This is a genomic window from Micromonospora sp. WMMD882, assembly GCF_027497255.1.
In the GTDB taxonomy this organism is placed as follows: domain Bacteria; phylum Actinomycetota; class Actinomycetes; order Mycobacteriales; family Micromonosporaceae; genus Micromonospora.
On sequence record NZ_CP114903.1, the window covers coordinates 5,474,307 to 5,493,010 of the forward strand.

General features: G+C 71.6%; 19 protein-coding genes and 4 tRNA genes. 21 read left to right on the forward strand and 2 right to left on the reverse strand.

Translation table 11 applies throughout. The features are described from left to right. Positions 1-61 precede the first annotated feature (61 nt). From O7606_RS23530 to O7606_RS23545, 4 genes are all read left to right on the forward strand, one after another. Positions 62-1,621: an NADH-quinone oxidoreductase subunit M gene (locus O7606_RS23530; RefSeq protein WP_281596193.1), complete on the forward strand. Its 1,560-nt coding sequence runs from the start codon at positions 62-64 to the stop codon at positions 1,619-1,621. Then, a complete protein-coding gene (locus O7606_RS23535) occupies positions 1,618-3,171 on the forward strand; it encodes a proton-conducting transporter membrane subunit (protein ID WP_281596194.1) in 1,554 nt (517 codons plus the stop codon). Before O7606_RS23530 ends, O7606_RS23535 begins: the two co-directional genes overlap by 4 nt. A 167-nt stretch (positions 3,172-3,338) precedes the next feature. After that, the gene (gene htpX / locus O7606_RS23540; protein ID WP_281596195.1) at positions 3,339-4,217 is read left to right on the forward strand and encodes a zinc metalloprotease HtpX; all 879 of its coding nucleotides are present in this window, start codon (positions 3,339-3,341) and stop codon (positions 4,215-4,217) included. Positions 4,218-4,513: 296 nt separating this feature from the next. Further along, the gene (locus O7606_RS23545; protein ID WP_348651122.1) at positions 4,514-5,794 is read left to right on the forward strand and encodes an MFS transporter; all 1,281 of its coding nucleotides are present in this window, start codon (positions 4,514-4,516) and stop codon (positions 5,792-5,794) included. 13 nt (positions 5,795-5,807) lie between these two features. Here the strand turns inward: O7606_RS23545 and O7606_RS27685 are convergent, their stop codons facing one another. Beyond that, entirely contained in the window at positions 5,808-5,915 is a 108-nt protein-coding gene (locus O7606_RS27685; protein WP_348651123.1) for a GNAT family N-acetyltransferase, read from the reverse strand. A gap of 601 nt (positions 5,916-6,516) precedes the next feature. Continuing rightward, positions 6,517-7,011: a YajQ family cyclic di-GMP-binding protein gene (locus tag O7606_RS23550; protein ID WP_281596196.1), complete on the reverse strand. Its 495-nt coding sequence runs from the start codon at positions 7,009-7,011 to the stop codon at positions 6,517-6,519. Between the two features lie 156 nt (positions 7,012-7,167). On the opposite strand from O7606_RS23550, the gene O7606_RS23555 reads away from it, so the two are divergent. The 17 genes from O7606_RS23555 (at position 7,168) to rplL (ending at position 18,345) form a co-directional block, all read left to right on the forward strand. Then, a tRNA-Tyr gene (locus tag O7606_RS23555) sits at positions 7,168-7,251 on the forward strand. 1,166 nt (positions 7,252-8,417) lie between these two features. Further along, positions 8,418-8,705 (forward strand): hypothetical protein, encoded by a 288-nt coding sequence (locus O7606_RS23560; protein WP_281596197.1) that lies wholly within the window; start codon positions 8,418-8,420, stop codon positions 8,703-8,705. Continuing rightward, on the forward strand, positions 8,702-8,941 hold the full coding sequence (locus O7606_RS23565; protein WP_281596198.1) for a hypothetical protein: 240 nt from the start codon (positions 8,702-8,704) through the stop codon (positions 8,939-8,941). Before O7606_RS23560 ends, O7606_RS23565 begins: the two co-directional genes overlap by 4 nt. Before the next feature lie 478 nt (positions 8,942-9,419). Further along, the gene (locus O7606_RS23570) at positions 9,420-9,572 is read left to right on the forward strand and encodes a hypothetical protein (protein ID WP_281596199.1); all 153 of its coding nucleotides are present in this window, start codon (positions 9,420-9,422) and stop codon (positions 9,570-9,572) included. Positions 9,573-9,694: 122 nt separating this feature from the next. After that, on the forward strand, positions 9,695-12,226 hold the full coding sequence (locus tag O7606_RS23575; protein ID WP_281596200.1) for a bifunctional diguanylate cyclase/phosphodiesterase: 2,532 nt from the start codon (positions 9,695-9,697) through the stop codon (positions 12,224-12,226). A gap of 108 nt (positions 12,227-12,334) precedes the next feature. Next, a tRNA-Thr gene (locus tag O7606_RS23580) sits at positions 12,335-12,407 on the forward strand. Positions 12,408-12,433: 26 nt separating this feature from the next. Beyond that, positions 12,434-12,506 (forward strand) — tRNA-Met (locus tag O7606_RS23585). Between the two features lie 128 nt (positions 12,507-12,634). Next, positions 12,635-12,802, forward strand: coding sequence for a 50S ribosomal protein L33 (rpmG, locus tag O7606_RS23590; RefSeq protein ID WP_013288652.1), 168 nt, complete (start codon positions 12,635-12,637; stop codon positions 12,800-12,802). A gap of 130 nt (positions 12,803-12,932) precedes the next feature. Continuing rightward, positions 12,933-13,379, forward strand: coding sequence for a MaoC family dehydratase N-terminal domain-containing protein (locus O7606_RS23595; protein ID WP_281596201.1), 447 nt, complete (start codon positions 12,933-12,935; stop codon positions 13,377-13,379). A gap of 10 nt (positions 13,380-13,389) precedes the next feature. After that, positions 13,390-13,782, forward strand: a complete 393-nt coding sequence (locus O7606_RS23600; RefSeq protein ID WP_281599837.1) for a MaoC family dehydratase — start codon at positions 13,390-13,392, stop codon at positions 13,780-13,782. Positions 13,783-13,944: 162 nt separating this feature from the next. After that, positions 13,945-14,017 (forward strand) — tRNA-Trp (locus O7606_RS23605). A gap of 214 nt (positions 14,018-14,231) precedes the next feature. Further along, positions 14,232-14,630 carry a preprotein translocase subunit SecE gene (gene secE / locus O7606_RS23610; protein WP_281596202.1) on the forward strand — a complete coding sequence of 133 codons (399 nt, stop codon included), beginning with the start codon at positions 14,232-14,234 and terminating at the stop codon, positions 14,628-14,630. A 29-nt stretch (positions 14,631-14,659) separates the two neighbouring features. Then, entirely contained in the window at positions 14,660-15,382 is a 723-nt protein-coding gene (gene nusG / locus O7606_RS23615; RefSeq protein ID WP_281596203.1) for a transcription termination/antitermination protein NusG, read from the forward strand. 198 nt (positions 15,383-15,580) lie between these two features. Next, on the forward strand, positions 15,581-16,012 hold the full coding sequence (gene rplK, locus O7606_RS23620; RefSeq protein ID WP_281596204.1) for a 50S ribosomal protein L11: 432 nt from the start codon (positions 15,581-15,583) through the stop codon (positions 16,010-16,012). An 86-nt stretch (positions 16,013-16,098) separates the two neighbouring features. Then, positions 16,099-16,815 (forward strand): 50S ribosomal protein L1, encoded by a 717-nt coding sequence (gene rplA / locus O7606_RS23625; RefSeq protein WP_281596205.1) that lies wholly within the window; start codon positions 16,099-16,101, stop codon positions 16,813-16,815. 528 nt (positions 16,816-17,343) lie between these two features. Then, complete coding sequence (gene rplJ / locus O7606_RS23630) at positions 17,344-17,904, forward strand: 50S ribosomal protein L10 (RefSeq protein WP_281596206.1); 561 nt, start codon at positions 17,344-17,346, stop codon at positions 17,902-17,904. 54 nt (positions 17,905-17,958) lie between these two features. Further along, positions 17,959-18,345, forward strand: a complete 387-nt coding sequence (rplL, locus tag O7606_RS23635; RefSeq protein WP_281596207.1) for a 50S ribosomal protein L7/L12 — start codon at positions 17,959-17,961, stop codon at positions 18,343-18,345. Positions 18,346-18,704: the final 359 nt, after the last annotated feature.

The window sequence follows — 18,704 nt, forward strand, 5'->3', positions numbered from 1 at the left end:
CGGCCGCCAGCCGGGCCGACGCGGGTCCGGTCCGCCGGGGCGAGCCGCTCGGGGGTGTGGCATGACGTTCGGTCAGTTCCTGCTGGTCGCGGTGCTGGCGGTGCCGGCGCTCGGCGCGGCCGTGGTCGCCGCGCTGCCCCGCGACCCGGCCCGACTGGTGGGCGTGGTCGTCGCCGCGATCACCCTGCTCGCCACGCTGCCCCTGGCCACCGGCGACGGCTCGTGGACGGCGTACACCGTCACCGAACCCGCGGTACGACCCTGGCACCAGGTCGACCTGGCCTGGACCCCCGCCCTGGACCTGCGCTTCCACCTCGGCGTGGACGGCATCTCGTACCCGCTGGTCGTGCTGACCGCCCTGCTCACCCTGCTCTGTTGCGGGTACACGCTGTGGCGGGAACCCGCCGGCGGGCGCGGCGGCGCCCTGGTCGCGTTGCTGCTGGTGATCGAGGTCGGCATCCTGGGCACCTTCCTCGCCCTCGACCTGGTGCTGTTCTTCCTCTTCTTCGAGGTCGTCCTGCTCCCCATGTACGCGGTCATCGCCGGCTGGGGCGGCACCGCCGACGCCGCGCCCGCCCGCGGCCACGCCGAGTACCGGCCGGTGGACCGGGCGGGCGCGCGGGCGGCGGCCCGGAAGTTCGCCCTCTACACCCTGGCCGGCTCGGTGCTGCTGCTGGTCGGCGTGTACGTGGTGGTCTCCGCCGCCGGCACCGCCGACATCGTCACGCTGACCGGCGGCGCCGGCCTCTCCCGGAGCGCCCAGATGGCCGCGTTCGTCCTGCTCGGGCTGGCGTTCGCGGTGAAGAGCCCACTGTGGCCGCTGCACACCTGGCTGCCCGCCGCGCACACCCAGGCGCCCACCGTCGGCAGCGTGATCCTCGCCGGGGTGCTGCTCAAGATGGGCACGTACGGGCTGATCCGGGTCGCCGTCGGCGTCGCCCCGGAAGGGGCCCGCTGGGCAGCGCCGGCGCTGGGCGTGCTCGCCGTCGCCGCGATCATCGTCGGCTCACTGGTCTGCCTGGCCCAGAGCGAGCTGAAACGGCTGATCGCGTACTCCAGCGTCGGGCACATGGGGTTCGTGCTGCTCGGCGTGGCCACCCTCACCACCACCGGCATCCAGGCCGCGCTGATCGGCAACGTCGCCCACGGCGTCCTCACCGGTCTGCTGTTCTTCCTGGCCGGGGCGATCAAGGACCGTACCCACACCGGGGAGCTGGGCGAGCTGTCCGGGCTGCGGGAGACCGCGCCCCGACTGTCCGGGCTGCTCGCGTTCGCCGCGATCGGCTCGCTCGGCCTGCCCGGCCTGGCCGGCTTCTGGGGCGAGGCGTTCGCCGTGGTCGCCGCGATCGAGGTCGGCGGGCCGCTGTGGACCACGCTGGGCGTGCTCGCGGCGCTGGGCGGGGCGCTCACCGCCGCGTACCTGCTGCGCCTGCTGCGTCGGGTCACCCACGGCCGACCCAGCCCGGCGGTGGTCGGCATTCCCGCAGGTGTCGCCGTCCCGGAGTGGGTCGTGTGGGCGCCGCTGGCGTTGCTCGCCCTGGCCGTCGGGCTCGTGCCGGCGCTGGTGCTCGGCGTCGCCGAGTCGCCCGTCGCCGCCCTCGTGGAGGTGATCCACCCGTGAGTCTCGTGCAGACCGTCGACCACGTGGCGCTGCTCCCGGCGTACCTGGCCGCCGGGACCGCCGTACTCGTGCTCCTGGCCGACCTGCTGGTGGCCCGGCCGCGCGTCACGGTGGCCGTGGCGGCGCTCGGCGCGGCGGCCACCGCGCTCGGCGCGGCGCTGGTCGGGGCCGGCGACGACCGGGGCACGTTCTGCGTCGACGACGGCTGCTCGTACGTCGCCGACGACCGCGCCGGCCTGGTCGGGGTGGTGTTCGCCCTGCTCACCCTCGGGGTGCTGGCGTTGTCCGGGCCGCTGCTGCGGGCCGGTCGGACGCCGGCCGGGGAGTACTGCTTCCTCCTCGCCTGCTCGATGACCGGCGGCGTGGTGCTCGCCGCGGCCGGCGACCTGATCACCCTGATCGTCGCCCTGGAAACGCTCACCCTGCCGCTGTACGTGCTGGTCGGGCTGCGTCGGGGCAGCCTGGCCGGGGCGGAGGCGGCGGTCACCTTCTTCGTGGTCAGCGTGGTGGCCACCACGGTCACCCTGCTCGGCGCGGCCCTGCTGTACGCGGTCACCGGTCGGCTGCACCTGCGCCCGCTGGGCGACGTCCTCACCGACGGGTCCACCCTGCTCGACCTGCCGCTGACCACTGTCGCGGTGACGCTGGTGCTGGCCGGGCTGGCGTTCAAGGTGGCGGCGGTGCCGTTCCACGCCTGGGCGCCGACCACGTACGACGGCGCTCCGGTGCCGGTGGCCGCGTACCTGTCGACGGCCTCGAAGCTGGGCGGGGTGGTGGCGCTGCTAGCCGTCGTCCAGCACGCCCTGCCGGCCACCGTGACCGGCCCGACACTGGCCCTGCTCGCGGTGGCCACCATGACCGTCGGCAACCTGGTGGCGCTGCGGCAGCGCCGGATGGTCCGGCTGTTGGCCTGGTCGTCGGTGGCGCAGGCCGGCTACATCCTGGCCCCGCTGGGCGCTTTGGCGCTGTCCGCCGGCCGCACCGGGGACGCCCGGGCCGCCGGGTACGCCGCCGTCGTCGCGTACGCGGTGTTCTTCGTGCTGCTGGAGTTCGCCGCGTTCGCCGGCGTGGTGGCGTTGCGCCCGGCCGGCGCGGACGGCGGCGCGATCGACGACTACCGGGGCGCGGCGCGGCGGCGGCGCTGGGTGGGGGCGGCGTTCGGGCTGGCCCTGATCGGCCTGGCCGGGCTGCCGCCGGGGCTGGCCGGGCTGTTCGCCAAGGTGACCGTGGTGCGTTCCCTGCTGACCGGCGGGGCCGGCTGGCTGGCCCTGGTGGTGGCCCTGAACGCGGTGCTCGGTCTGACCTACTACCTCAGGGTGGCCGCCACCCTGTACGTGCCCTCCACCGGCACGCCCGCCGCCAGCGATCCTGCCGCCAGCGGGTCCGCCTCTGGCGGGTCCGCGCCCGGCGGCCTCGCGATCGGCGGGTCCGCCATCGGCCAGCCCGCCGCCGACCGGCCGGGTCGGGTCGTGGTGACCGCCCTGGCCGCCGCGACCGCCCTCGCCGTTCTCCTCGGCCTCGCCCCGCAACTCCTGCTCGCCCTGACCTGATCGGTCTGCCGTCCCCTTTCCAGGTAACTCACAGTCATGAGAGGGACGGTTACCGGGTACCGGAGTGTTGTACCGGTCGACGGATCCCGCACGGATCCGGGCACGGACCCCGGTGGGCGACATGTCGGCGCGGGATCCGGGCCGATCCGGGCACCGAAGGAGTGATCGTGCACCACAACCGTCTCAAGACGGCCGCGCTGCTCGGCCTGCTCACCTCACTGATCCTGGCGGTGGGCTACTGGTTCGGCGGCAGTGGCGGCCTGGTCGTCGCCGTCGTCGTGTCGTTGCTGATGAACGGCGTCACCTACTTCTACTCGGACAAGCTCGCCCTGCGCTCGATGCGGGCGCAACCGGTCAGCGAGGCACAGTTCCCCGAGCTGTACCGGATGGTGCGGGAGTTGGCGGCGGAGGCCCGGCAGCCGATGCCGAGGCTGTACGTGAGCCCGACCGCCCAGCCCAACGCCTTCGCCACCGGCCGCAACCCGAAGAACGCGGCGGTCTGCGTCACCCAGGGCATCACCGAGATCCTCGACTACCGTGAGTTGCGCGGAGTGATCGGGCACGAGCTGTCGCACGTCTACAACCGGGATATTCTCATCTCCAGCGTGGCGGCGGGCCTGGCCGGCATCATCACCATGCTGGCGAACCTCGCCTTCTTCATCCCGCTCGGCGGCAACGACGAGGACGGCCCGAACCCGGCCGTGCTGCTGTTGACCATCATCCTCGGCCCGATCGCGGCCACGGTGATCCAGTTGGCGATCAGCCGGAGCCGGGAGTTCCAGGCGGACGCCTCCGGCGCGCAGCTCACCGGGGACCCGCTGGCGCTGGCCAGCGCCCTGCGGAAGATCCACACGGGTACCCAGCGTCGGCCGTTGCCGGCCCAGGGGCAGCTCACCAGCACCGCTCACCTGATGATCGACAACCCGTTCAAGAAGGGGGGCGGGATCGCCGCGCTCTTCGCCACCCACCCCCGCATGGAGGACCGGGTACGCCGCCTGGAGCGGATGGCCGCCGCGAACACCGGCCCGGTCCATTTCCAGCGCTGACCGCCCACCGCGCCGGCCGCTCGGCCCCGCTGGTCCTGCCCCGCCAGTGATCAATTGAATATCCCTGAAACGGCGGTGTCCCCAGACGCGGACACCGCCGTTTCGGCGATCTGGCGCGGCCCTGCGGCCCTGCGGCCCCTCGGCGCGCGGGCCCCTCGGCCCGCGGCGCGCAGCCCCCGGTAGGCGCTGGAGGGCGCTGATCCGGCTTGCCGCTCGTTGGGCAGACAGGGGCGGGGAGCCGGTCGGGGCAGGTGCCGGCGACGACGGCCCGCCGGCGCGTACCCGAGGAGAACCTGATGGCCGCACCGCGTCGTTACCAGGCCGGGTACCGGGCCGTCTGGCGGATCCCCGGCGCGCCGGTCCTGCTGGTCACCGGCGTCGTCGGCCGGCTCGGGGTCGGCATGACCCCGCTCGCGCTGCTGCTGCTGGTCGAGGAGGTCACCGGACGCTACGCGCTGGCCGCCGTCGCCGGTGGGGTGTACGCGCTGTCGGGGGCGGCGTGCAGCCCGGTCGTCGGGCGGCTCGCCGACCGGATCGGCCCGACCCCGGTGCTGCTGACCACCGCGGTCGCCCATCCGATCGCCCTGCTCGGTCTGCTGCTCGCCAGCCGGGCCGGGGCCGACTCACTGCTCCTGGTCTACGTCGCGGCGGGGCTGGCCGGCGCCACGTATCCGCCGCTGACCGCCGCCATCCGGGGCGCGTGGAACCAGCTCACCACGGTCGCCAGCGGCCGGTACGCCCTGCGCGGCACCGCCCTGGCCGCCGAGACCGCCGTCATGGAGGTGGTCTTCGTCCTCGGGCCGCTGCTGGTGGCCGCGTTCGTGCTGGTCGCCGACGCGGCGGCGGCCCTGGTCGGGGCGGCGGCGGCGACCCTGGCCGGCACCACGGGCGTCGCCCTCGGCCAGGTCATGCGGAACTGGCGACCGCATCCCCGGCACGCCCACGCCCGTGGGCTGGGCCCACTACGGGTGCCGGGCTTCCCGGCGCTGCTGTGCTGCGTGGCGGGCCTCGGGCTGGCGTTCGGCGCGGCCTCGGTGACCATCCCCGCGTACGCGAGCGCCCGCACCGACGCCGACGCGCAGAGCCTGGCCGGCCTGCTGCTGGCGGTCTGGGGGCTGGGCAGCGCGGCCGGCGGACTGTGGTTCGGCGCCCGTCACCCGGCCCGCGCCATGACCCGGCTGTACACCTGGCTGCTGGGCGGCCTGGCGACGAGTTTCCTGACGTTCGCGGTGATGCCCGGTCCGCTGGCGCTGGGCGTGGCGCTGCTCCTCGGCGGGGTGACCATCGGCCCCGCGCTCACCCTGCAGAACACCCTGGTCGGGCTGGTCACCCCGGCCGGCATGTTGCACGAGGCGTACACCTGGGTGATGACCATGTCGGTGGGCGCGAGCGCCGCCGGCGGCGGCGTCGCCGGTCTGATCGTCGACCGGCCCGGCGGTGTCCCGTGGGCCTTCGTCTTCGCGGCGGCGGCGGTCACCGTCGCGGCCGGGGTGGCGGGCCGGCCCGGCGGCCCCATCGCCACCGCCGAGACCCGGGCGGTACGCGCGCAGCACGGCCTGACCCCCGAGCCGGCCTGACCGGGGCGCACGCTCACCGGGCCAACCCCTGCCCCTGGTACTCGGGCAGCACCAGCCAGCCGATCTCCGCGCCCGGCGTTGCGTCCTCGTCGTGCCGGGTGAGGGTCGCCGTGCCGGCCACGCTTCCCGACGCCGGCGGTCCACCACGATCATCCTGACCAGGTCGCCACCGCTGGCCACCAGTTCGACGCCAGGCCCACCTGCGCCTCGGCCAGCTCCCGGGGGGTACGGCCCACCAAGGTGGGCCATCATCGTCGGGTCGCAGCGCATCCGCACGTACGCCGCCTCGTCGCCCGCTGGACGTCCCGTAGCCGCACGCTCCCCGGTCGCGCTGCCGCGCGGCGGAGGTCACCGACCACTGTCTCCCCGGCCGGGCCGTCCTGCTCCCGCCGCCACCGCAGGTACGCGTGGAGTTGCTCGTCGCTTCGGCGGCCCCGACGTACAAGCTGACGCCTGGCGGCGTGTGCCGGTACTTCAGCCCGCGCCGGTCGGCGGAGCCCAGTAACTGCGGCGGGATCTCCTCGTCGTGGTCGCGTCCCATGCCGCCATCCTGGTCACCGCCGCCACCGGTCCCGCCCGCCTCGCGCCCGCTCCGCTCGGGACCGGCCGGCGCAGGCTCGGGCGGGGCCGTCGTCCGGGTGGCCAGTCCCCTCCTCGAAGCCCTTTGGAGCTGCCCCGGATACGGGGCGGTGTGCGTCACCCCGGCCGTGCGGGGTGGGTGGTCAGCGGTAGTTGGTGAACTGGAGGGCGACTCCGAAGTCCTCGGCCTTGAGCAGGGTGATGACGGCCTGGAGGTCGTCCTTCTTCTTGCCGGTGACCCGGAGCTGGTCGCCCTGGATCTGCGCCTGCACGCCCTTCGGCCCCTCGTCGCGGATCTTCTTGCTGATCGACTTGGCCTTGTCCGAGTCGATGCCCTGGATCACCTTGGCGTCGATCTTGAAGATCTTGCCGGAGGAACGCGGGTCGCCGGCGTCCAACGACTTGAGCGAGATGTTCCGCTTGACCAGCTTCTCCTTGAAGACGTCCAGCGCGGCGCGCACCCGCTCCTCGGTCTCCGCCTGGAGGCTGATCGCCTCCTCACCCGACCAGGAGATCTCCGCGCCGGTGCCCCGGAAGTCGAATCGCGTCGAGAGCTCCTTCTCCGCCTGCCGGAGGGCGTTGTCGACCTCCTGGCGGTCGACCTTGCTCACGATGTCGAACGACGGGTTGGCTGCCATGATCCTCTGCTCCTGCTTGCTGTCCGGCGGTCTCTGAACGTGTCACGGGTCGCCACCGCAGCGGTGCGACCCCCTGACCGTACCCGGTTGCGTGGCCCCTGGGGCGAGCCGCTATCCTTGCTCCGCTGCCGCGTTACGGCGTGGCGGCGACGCCCTGGCGGGTTGCCCGAGCGGCCAATGGGAGCGGACTGTAAATCCGTCGCGAAAGCTACAGAGGTTCGAATCCTCTACCCGCCACCAGGCAACGTAAAGGCCCTTGACCTGCGGAAACGCGGCTCAGGGGCCTTTGTCGTCAGCGGCTGCTGTCGCTGCCCCAGGCATCCGAGACGCCGGGCGCCAGCGGGCGCGAAGGGAGAAGTTCCCCGCAGCTTGTCGCGCATCGGGTCCGATCGGCGAGACCGGCGCGGTCGCTGGGTGGGCATGCATCCGAAGCGGTGGTATCCGAAGCTGTGGTATCCGACGCGGTGGTATCCGACGCGGCCGGGTGAACGGGTGGAGCTACGGCTGGTGCCCGACCGGTTCGTCATCCATCTGCCCGTCACCGCCACCGACCTGCCCGGCGCGGTCTGTCTCGCCCGGCGGTCACGCGTGCTGCGCCACCGTCAAGCGGGACTGCCGTCCGGCCGGGAAGTCGCCCGGCTGCTCGGTCGGCCGGGAAGTCGCCCGGCTGCTCGGTCGGTGGACGCGTGTGCTGCCCTGCGCCGACCTGGGCGAGACCACGGTCTCCCGCGCGAGGACGGCCAGGCCGTACGGCACCGGTCTGCTGCGACGCCCGGATGCTGGAGCCGACGCTGCCTGCTCCGCGCCGACCATGACGGACCCGGTGCCCGCCGCCTCGCCAGACCGGGCTCCGGATCTTGGACAGTTTCCGTCGTAATAAGACGGAAACTGTCCAAGATCCGTGAGGGAGAGAAAGCTGAGCGGAGACCGGGTGACGCGGGCTTGGTCCAGAGGAGGTTCGGGCCGGTGGCGGCGTCAGCGTTTGGTGGCGGACCGGTGGCGGCGTCAGCGCTGGGAGGCGGACCTGGGGCTGTCGACGACTCCGGGCCCGGTTCGTGCCAGGCGGGCACGCGCCCCGTATCTGGGGCAGCTCGACAGCCTCCGCTGTCCCCTCACACCCTGCCGGAGTCCGGGCGCTCGCACACCTTCGGAGTCCGGGCCCTCGCACACCTCCGGAGTTCGGGTCCTCACCTCCTTCGGAGTCCGGGCCTCCCCCGAGGGCGGGGCAGGTGCGGCTGGTCCAGGCCGGGTGGACGGCATGGCCAGGGCGGTCGACAACGCCGGCCGTGACGGGACGACATCGGCGGACCGCGCGGGTGATCGGGCGATTTGCGGGGATAGGCCCGTTGTGGGCACGGTAGGCTGCGGGATTGCCAATAAAAGCCACATTCCATGATGAGGTACGCATGGCATACACCGCATACGTCTTCGAGTACGTGTACTCCGGCAACAGTTTCAGCGTCTACCTGCACGGCTTTCCCCGGGACACGGCTGTCGCCTACTCGGTCCGGCCGGTCCGGGTGGTCGGCGGCGGGGCCCCGATCGGAGCGCGCCTCACGGTGGGCCCGGTCTACCCGCACGTGGACGGCACCCTGGCCCGGGTCGCCGACGTGGAGGGGATCTGGCACGACCACATCGGCAGTCCACCCTGGTCCTTCATCATGCTCGACGCCATCGAGGAGGCGATCTCGTGAATACCGTGGGGCCCGAGATCGAGTACCACGTCTGGCACACGCCGGACGGGGAGGTGCGCGGCGTCGGCCGGATCGCCCCCGGCGCGCCGGCGAACCTGCACGCCGTACCGCTGGAGCCGGGCCACCCCGGTCTGCGGGTGACGACCGTGCGGATGCCCGAGGTGACGGATCCGACCTTTTTCGACGGTGTGCTGCTGCGGGAGGGTCGGTTCGTGGCGCGGGGGGAGTCCCACTGACGTCGTCGGGGCGGGTCGCGGATGGACCCGGGACTGCGGGAGCGGCTCAGCGCAAGAGTCGGATGCCCGCTTCCCTGTCGTTCGACATTCCTCTATTTTTGATGCTCCGCGTCGGTGCTGCTCGCGGGGCGGCGGGACGCGGAACCGTACGGGTTGACGGAGCGCCGGGCCGTCGGGGGTGACGGAGCGCCGGGGCGTCGGGGCAGGTGGAGGTACGTGACCGGTGGGAGCATTGATGCCGATCTTGGGGTTTGGTGGTGAATCATGTAGTGCGTCAACATGCGCGGGAAGGTGCAGATGATGAGATGAGCGCCGAAAATGGGGGCACCTGATCGGAGCCGGGGTATGTACGAACGGTCGGAACCTGCCAAATCCCCGGTAGGGCCGGTGTCTCACCCTTTGCTCGTTCGGGCCCCTGTGGCACGATCGTGGAACTCCATCCATCTTCCCCCGCACCCCCCGTGACAGGAGCGCACTGATGTCTGGTCGGAAGCCTCTCCGGTTCGCCGCAGTCATGGCGCTGTTGGCCCTCTCCGTGGCGGCCGGCAGCATTGTCGGCACCGACACCGTCGGCCCGCTCGCCGACTTCGAGTGGAGCGCTCCGTCGCTGCTCAGCAGCATCCTGCCCTGAGGCGGGCGGCCACTGACCGGCTGGTCCGGGGTCCGTGGCCGGCGCCTCACGACGGAACGCGCGGCGATGCCGAGGAGCGGTTGGCTGGAGGCCCGTCGAGTTACGAGTACTGAGGGAGCTGGATGCCGAGCGTCCGCCCGTCGTCGCGCAGATCGACCGACCAGGCCTGGCTGATCACCGGTCCGCTGGCTCTCTTCGCCGTCGTCTGCTCGGTGGCCCTCGCCCTCATCTCGCCGCCGCTGCCCCGGAACCTGGCGCTGGCCGCCGCCCTGCTCGTCATCATGCTGGCGGCCGGCAGCCAGCGGCTGCACTTCGTGATCCGTCGGCAGGGCCTGACGGTCAATGTCACCGAGATACCACTGGTCCTGGCGTTCTTCTGGCTACGGCCGCTGACCGTGGTGGTGATCGCCGTCGTGGCGGTGCTCATCCTCCAGGTCCGCAGCCGGATCTCGCCCACCAAGCTCTGGTTCAACGTCGCCAAGGCGGGCGCGTCGGCCTCGCTCGCCGGGCTGGTGCTGACCGCGCTGCCTCCCCTGGAGGAGATCAGCAGTCCGGGCACCTGGCTCACCCTCTTCGGCGTGGTCAGCGTGAACACCCTGGCCGGTCTGGCGGCGGTCAGCGGGGTGATCTCCCTGGTGCACGGCTGGCCGGCCGGCTGGGAGGTGATCCGCACCGGCGGTCCGCAGCTGCTCAGCTCGGCGGTCAACGTGATCGTCGGCCTGGTGGTGCTGATCGCGATCGAGACGAACTGGTGGGCGCTGGTCCTGATCGCCGTGCTCGCGGTCGCGCTGGTGGTGGTGTACCGCTCCTACGCGCAGTTCTTCCGCCAGCACCGCACGCTCGGCGACATGTACGAGCTGACCCGGGCGATGACCGCCAGCGGGCAGGACGGCACCCTCATCGACGTGCTGCTCGGCCGGATCCGCAAGCTCATGCAGGCCGAGTACGCGGTCCTCTGGCTGCCCGCCCAGGGCCGGCACTCCGAGGTCATGCTGACCGCCCGGGTGGACAGCTCCGGTCTGCTCGACGTCGCGCCGACCCCGGCGGTGGTCCGGGAGGAGGCCCGCCGGCTGCGGCGCACGCTGGCCTGGGGCGTCCGGCTCGACGGCGGCGAGCGGTTGCAGGCCGTGCTGCGCAACAGCGGGGTCAAGGACGTCATCGCGGTGCCGCTGCGCTCGGGTCAGGCGGTGATCGGCACCCTGGAGGTGGTGAACCGGCTCAGCGACCTGGGCCACTTCACCGCCGACGACGTGCCGGTCTTCGAGACGGTGGCCGCGCACGCCGCGGTCGCCCTGGAGAACAACCGCCTGGTCGACCGGCTGCGCCACGACGCGTACCACGACGGGTTGACCAAGCTGCCCAACCGCCGGCGGATCACCGAGGCGCTCGGTGAGGCGGTGCGGATCCGGGCCCCCGGCGAGGTGGTCGCCGTCCTGCTCTTCGACGTCGACGACCTGCGTCAGGTCAACGAGTCCCTGGGGCACGCCGCCGGGGACTCCGTCCTCACCGAGGTCGCCGCGCGGCTGCGCGCCTCGGCGCCGGCCGCCGCCCTGGTGGGCCGGCTCGGCGGGGACGAGTTCCTGGTGACCCTGCGGGTGGAGAGCGCCGACGCGGCCCTGGAGCTGGCCGCCGGGCTGCGCGAGCAGATCCGCGACGAGATGGTCTTCGAGGCGCTCACCCTGGACGTGAACACCGCGGTCGGCGTCGCCGTCTACCCCGACCACGGCGCGGACCCGACCACCCTGCTGCAACGGGTGGACCTGGCGGCGACGGCGGCGAAGTCCGTGCCCGGCAGCGTCCAACTGTTCAACCCGGCGCTGGAGTCCCGGTCGCTGCGCCGGCTCGGTATCGCCGGTGACCTGCGCCGGGCGTTGGACTCCGGCGAGGTGGAGGTCTACTTCCAGCCCAAGGTGACGCTGCGGGACCGCCGGCTGGTCGGGGTGGAGTGCCTGGCCCGCTGGGAGCATCCGGCGCACGGCACGGTCATGCCTGAGGATTTCGTCGCGGTGGCCGAGCACACCGGCCAGCTCGGCCGGTTGACCGAGCTGGTGTTGCGGGAGGGGCTGCGGCGCAGCCGGGACTGGGCGCACGCCGATCAGCCGCTCTCCGTCGCGGTCAACCTCTCCGCCCGTACGCTCACCGACCGGCACTTCCCGGCCCAGGTCCGCGAGCTGCTGACCGAGTACGACGTGCCGCCGCACCAGCTCACCTTCGAGATCAAGGAAACCGGCGTGCTGGACGGCGCGGACCGGCCGATCCCGACCCTCCGGCGGCTACGTGACCTCGGGGTACGGCTCTCGGTGGACGACTTCGGCACCGGTTACTTCTCGCTGGCGTACCTGCGGCGGCTGCCCGTGCACGAGGTGAAGGTGGACCGCTCCTTCGTGCAGGGCATGGCGACCGATCCGGGTGACCTGGCGATCGTCAACGCGGTGGTCACGCTCTCCCAGCAGTTCGGGTTGGCGGTGGTCGCCGAGGGGGTGGAGAGCGAGCTGACCCTGGAGCTGCTGGAGGACATCGGCTGCGACATCGGCCAGGGTTTCCTGTTCAGCCGTCCGCTGCCGTACGAGCGGCTGGAGGCGTGGTTCGGGGCCCAGACGGAGGTCGAGGCGTTGCCCAGCGCGGACGTCCGTCGCCTGCGTGTGGTGCCCTGACCTGCCGTGACGGACGCCCCGGCGGATACCGGGGGATCCGATTTCACTCCCGGGGAACGGCCGTGTACTGTTACCCCTGCGCGGCACCCCGCAGGGGTGATCGGGTAGGCCCCCTTAGCTCAGTCGGCAGAGCGTCTCCATGGTAAGGAGAAGGTCTACGGTTCGATTCCGTAAGGGGGCTCAGAGGGTCCGGCTGGGCCCACCCGCGGCGGTGTAGCTCAGATGGCAGAGCAAGCGGCTCATAATCGCTGTGTCGCCGGTTCAAGTCCGGCCACCGCTACTCTCGTCCTCCGGGCACCTCCCGGTGGTCGGTGGAACGGGCGCCATTGGCGCCCACTTTGCATGTCCGCGTAGTCAGCGCGTAGGCTGCTACGCCGTAGTTGATCCTAGCGAGGAAGGCACTCCGCCGTGGCGAAGGCGACCGATGTCCGGCCGAAGATCACTTTGGCGTGTGTGGAGTGCAAGGAGCGCAACTACATCACGCGAAAGAACCGCCGTAACGACCCGGACCGCATCGAGCTGAAGAAGTTCTGCCCCCGGGACGGCAAGCACACCGTCCACCGCGAGACCCGCTGACCCACGGCCGGCGCTCGGCCGGCCCGGTTCCGCACAGTTCGCGTACGCCGATCCGGCGCGCAGGGCGCGGCATGTCCGCCACCTCAGCGCGTACCGGATCGGCGTTTTCGCGTACGTGTAGGTTCTCGGCATGCCACTGGACCCGTCCTTCGTCGGCCGGACCTATCCGCCGACCGCCCCCTACCAGGTGGGCCGAGAGAAGATCCGTGAGTTCGCCACCGCGATCGGGGCCACCGACCCGGCCCACCACGACCCGGAGGCCGCCCGCAAGCTCGGGTACGCCGACGTGGTCGCCCCGCCCACCTTCCCGGTGCTGATCACGATGGCGGCGAGCCGTCAGGTCGTCGAGGACCCCGACCTGACGGTGGACTACAGCCGGGTGGTCCACGGCGACCAGCGGTTCGCCTACGTCCGTCCGGTGGTCGCCGGGGACGAGCTGGTCTGCGCGAACGTGATCGAGGAGGCCAACACCCGTCGTGGGCTGGGCTTCCTGACCACCCGCACCGACGTCACCACGGTCGCCGGCGAGCCGGTGGTCACCGTCTGGTCGAAGCTCGTCGTACGCGGGGAGGAGTGAGATGACCGAGTTGGACCTGCCCACCAGGACGTACCGGATCACCCGGGCCGACCTGGTCCGCTACGCCGGCGCCTCCGGTGACTTCAACCCGATCCACTGGAACGACCGGTTCGCCACCGCGGTGGGCCTGCCCGGGGTGATCGCGCACGGCATGTTCACCATGGCGCTGGTCGGCCGGGCGGTCACCGAGTGGGCCGGCGCCCCGGACGCGGTGGTCGACTACAGCGTCCGGTTCGCCCGCCCGGTGGTGGTGCCGGACGACGACGAGGGCGCCGAGGTGGTGGTCGACGCGAAGGTGCGGGAGATCACCGAGGACGGGCTGACCAGGCTGGACCTGACCGCCACCTGCGGCGGGGAGAAGGTGCTCGCCCAGGCGCGGGCGACCGTCCGGATACCCCGCTGACCTGCGGCGGGACGCTGCCGGGGCGCGGTTTCGACGAGGATCGCGACCTGTTGGGGGCAGACCGGTTGGGAAACTGGGGCAGGTACCCGTACACTGGTCCGCCGTGGGGCAAGTGACCCCTGTACCGATCTGCGTGTCGGTGCGGGGCGAGCGTCGCCGCACAGGGGTGTAGCTCAATTGGCAGAGCAGCGGTCTCCAAAACCGCAGGCTGCAGGTTCAAGTCCTGTCACCCCTGCGCCTCAGGCCTGACCGTTCCCGTGGGTCGCGCCGCCGCACCGGCGGCGTTCGGCCCGTGGTGGTGGCATCAGCGGGGTGGCTCCGAGGCATCGGGCCCCTCCCGGCTGGTCCCGCCGGCCGCGGCCCGTCGCGGGACGGTTGGTCCGGCCGGCGTGACCAGCGCCGCGTACGCCACCAGGCGTACGAACCGACATCCCGCGACGGAGGGCGAAGTGGCCGACAACAAGCGGCGCGGCGAGGACGCCGGCGACGACCGTCTCGACGACGAGACCGTCGAGGGCGTGGCCGACGACGACGCCACGGACGCCACCGACGCGGACGAGCCGGTCTCCCGGGGTGGCACCGCGACCAAGTCGCGGGCCAAGGCGGAGTCCGCCGACAGCAAGCCGAAGACCAAGTCGGACGACAAGGTCGGACTGTTCGGGCGCGTCGCGCGGTTCTTCCGCGAGGTCGTGGCCGAGCTGCGTAAGGTCATCTGGCCGACCCGCAAGGAGCTGCTGACCTACACCGCGGTGGTGGTCGCGTTCGTGACGGTGGTCACCGCGCTCGTCGTCGGATTCGACTTCGTGTTCGCCAAGGGCGCGCTGCTGGTCTTCGGCGGATCCAGCTGACCAAGCGATACAGACGGAAGTGAGCGAGCGTGCCTGATTACGACGAGACCGCCGGATCCGCGGACGAGCAGTCCTCGGTGGTGACGGCGGCGGGTGACGAGTCGGTCGAGGCCGCCAGCGAGTCGGAGTTCCCGCTGACCGAGCCGGCCCCGGAGGAAGAGTTCGACCCGGTGGCCGAGCTGCGGCAGAAGCTGCGCTACGCGCCGGGCGACTGGTACGTGGTGCACTCCTACGCGGGCTACGAGAACAAGGTCAAGACCAATCTCGAGACCCGGATCACGTCCCTCGACATGGAGGACTACATCTACCAGGTCGAGGTGCCGACCCGGGAAGAGGTCGAGGTCAAGAACGGCAAGCGGTCGCAGGTCCAGGCCAAGGTCTTCCCCGGCTACATCCTGGTCCGGATGGAGCTGACCGCCGAGTCGTACTCCTGCGTGCGTAACACCCCCGGGGTCACCGGTTTCGTCGGGGCGACCGACCGGGCCGACCGGCCGGCGCCGCTCTCCCTCGACGAGGTGCTGAAGTGGCTGGCCCCGGCGGTGGAGACCGAGCAGAAGAAGGCGAAGCCCGAGGTGCGGGTCCTCGACTTCGAGGTCGGTGACTCGGTCACCGTCACCGACGGCGCGTTCGCCTCGCTGCCGGCGACGATCAGCGAGATCAACGCCGACCAGCAGAAGCTCAAGGTGCTGGTCTCCATCTTCGGTCGGGAGACCCCGGTGGAGCTGAACTTCAACCAGGTCGCCAAGATCTGACGCGCCGACGCGGGGCGGTGGGCCGGTCCCGCCGCCCCGCGTCGCGTTCCACGTTTCGCCGCAGCCCGCGGCCCCGGGAAGAGCGGGCCGCGGGCTGCGCTACCCTAGAACGTCGCCCCCGCCCTGTCGTGCTGACCGTGTGCGACCGCGCGGGTGACGCGAGACCCACTTTTCCCGCTTCACGTCCCAGGAAGAGACATGCCTCCGAAGAAGAAGCTCGTCAAGACGTTCACGCTTCAGCTCCCGGCGGGCCAGGCCACTCCGGCGCCGCCGGTCGGCCCCGCGCTCGGTCAGCACGGCGTCAACATCATGGAGTTCTGCAAGTCGTACAACGCGCAGACCGAGTCGCAGCGGGGCGACATCGTCCCCGCCCAGATCAGCGTGTACGAGGACCGGACCTTCACCTTCGTGCTGAAGACCCCGCCCGCCGCCCGCCTGCTGATCAAGGCCGCCGGTGTGCAGAAGGGTTCCGGCGTCCCGCAGAAGGACAAGGTCGGCTCGGTCACCCGCGCCCAGCTCCGCGAGATCGCCGAGAAGAAGATGGCCGACCTGAACGCCAACGACCTGGACCACGCCGAGCGGATCATCGCCGGCACCGCCCGGTCGATGGGCATCACCGTCAACGACTGACGTCGGTCACCACCGCACCAAGATCCATTTCGTGGGAGGGCGCGTGACGCGCGACGCCCGCCAGAGACCACAGGAGTAGTCAGAACATGCAGCGCAGCAAGAGCTACCGCAAGGCCGCCGACGTCGTCGACCGGTCGAAGCTCTACACCCCGGCCGAGGCGGTCAAGCTCGCCAAGGAGACCACCAACGTCAAGTTCGACGCCACGGTCGAGGTCGCCATGCGCCTCGGCGTCGACCCCCGTAAGGCGGACCAGATGGTCCGCGGCACGGTCAACCTGCCGCACGGCACCGGTAAGACCGCCCGCGTGATCGTCTTCGCCGCCGGCGCCAAGGCCGAGGAGGCCGCCGGCGCGGGCGCCGACGAGGTGGGCACCGACGAGTTGGTCGCCCGGATCCAGGAGGGCTGGCTCGACTTCGACGCGGCCATCGCCACTCCGGACCAGATGGCCAAGATCGGCCGGATCGCGCGGATCCTGGGCCCGCGCGGTCTGATGCCGAACCCGAAGACCGGCACGGTGACCATGGACGTCGCCAAGGCCGTCGCCGACATCAAGGGCGGCAAGATCGCCTTCCGGGTGGACAAGCACTCCAACCTCCACCTGATCATCGGCAAGGCGTCCTTCTCGGAGACGCAGCTCATCGACAACTACGCCGCCGTCCTGGACGAGGTGCTGCGGGTCAAGCCGTCCGCGGCGAAGGGCACCTACCTCAAGAAGGTCACCCTCACCACCACGATGGGCCCGGGCGTCCCGGTCGACCCGAAGCTGGTGAAGAACCTGCAGGAGGCCTCGGCCGAGGGCTGAGCAGCGGCAACACCGCCTCGGGGCGTCGTCACGTCGGTGACGGCGCCCCGAGCCGTTTCCCGCCACCCGCCCTCTCCGGGCGCGGCGCTCGACGTTCTCCCCCGATGTAGGGGCGTCCGCACGACGGATGGCCCCCATATCCGGGATGTGGCACGCGGCGCGGGGACGGGGACGGGGCGCGGGGGAGGAGTGGGCGGGGTCACCGGGGGGTGATTTGGTGGGCCGGGTGGCTGTCGCGTACTCTTCGGGTGTCATCCGTGCTGTCATGGATGAGGTACCACCCAGAGACCGCTGGTCACCGTGCTTCGGCACGGTCGAAGGTCCCGCGTACGACGGGCGACCCGCGCAGGGCGGCACAGCGAAACACCGGCTCGTGGCACGTGGTCCGCCGACCGCGTCGCCGTCCGGCTGGCCCTCGCCCCGTGCGCCCCGCGCCGGGGCTTTTCTCGTTACCCGCGTTTCCTCCGCCACCATCGACGCCTCCCGGCTTCGCTGGTGACCAGCCTGGCGCAACGAGAGAGGAGGGACATGGCGGACAAGCCGATCCGGGCCGACAAGGCCACGGCCGTCGCCGAGCTGACCGACCAGTTCCGTGGCGCGGGCGCCACCGTGCTGACCGAGTACCGCGGTCTGACGGTCGCCCAGCTCACCCAGCTGCGACGCGCGCTGGGCCGGGAGACCACCTACATGGTCGCCAAGAACACGCTGGCCAAGCGTGCGGCGACGGACGCCGGCATCGCCGGCCTCGATGAGCTGTTCACCGGTCCTACCGCGCTGACTTTCGTTTCGGGCGACGTCGTCGAGGCGGCGAAGGGGCTTCGCGACTTCGCGAAGGCCAACCCGAAGCTCGTCATCAAGGGCGGTGTCTTCGAGGGCAGGGCCATCTCCGCGGCCGAGGTCACGAAGCTCGCCGATCTGGAGTCCCGTGAGGTGCTGCTGGCCAAGCTGGCCGGCGCGATGAAGGGCAACCTGAGCAAGGCCGCGGCCCTGTTCCAGGCCCCGCTCGCCAAGACCGCCCGTCTGGCAGCCGCTCTGCAGGACAAGCGCGAGCAGGAACAGCGCGAGAAGGAAGGCGCCGAGCAGGCCTGAGGCCTTCCGGCACCCCGGTTCGATCTTCCGTAGATTTAGGAAAGGACGCCAGACATGGCGAAGCTCAGCACCGACGAGCTGCTCGACGCGTTCAAGGAGATGACGCTGATCGAGCTCTCCGAGTTCGTGAAGCAGTTCGAGGAGACCTTCGAGGTCACCGCCGCCGCTCCGGTCGCCGTCGCCGGCCCGGCCGGCCCGGCCGGCCCGGCCGCCCCGGTCGAGGAGGAGAAGGACGAGTTCGACGTCGTCCTGGAGTCCGACGGCGGCAAGAAGATCCAGGTCATCAAGGTCGTGCGCGAGCTGACCGGCCTGGGCCTCAAGGAGGCCAAGGACGCCGTCGAGGCCGCTCCGAAGGCCATCCTGGAGAAGGTCAACAAGGAGACCGCGGACAAGGCCAAGGCCAAGCTCGAGGGTGAGGGCGCCAAGGTCACCCTCAAGTGACCTCAGGTGGGCCTCGCCGGTGCCCGGCTCGCGTGAGCTGAGGCACACCTCGCGGACCGACGGGCGGTGATCCTTCGATGGATCACCGCCCGTCGTGTTGGTGTCGGCGGCCCGTAGTGGCCGTGAGCAGGACTTTGATCTGTAGGGCCGGTGACGCTCCGGCATCGACCGGTCGCAGCCCGATGGGAAAGAGCTCTCCGGCGGGTGATCAGCCCTTGACGTGAGCCGGGCCGGGCAGGCACGCTGACACAGCAAGACCTTCCACGCTTGCGACGGCCCAGCCCCGGGTAAGGCCTGCGGCAGCACCATGCCCCAGCCCCCAGGGTGGTCCAGCGGGAGCGCCGCGTTCCGAGCGGCCC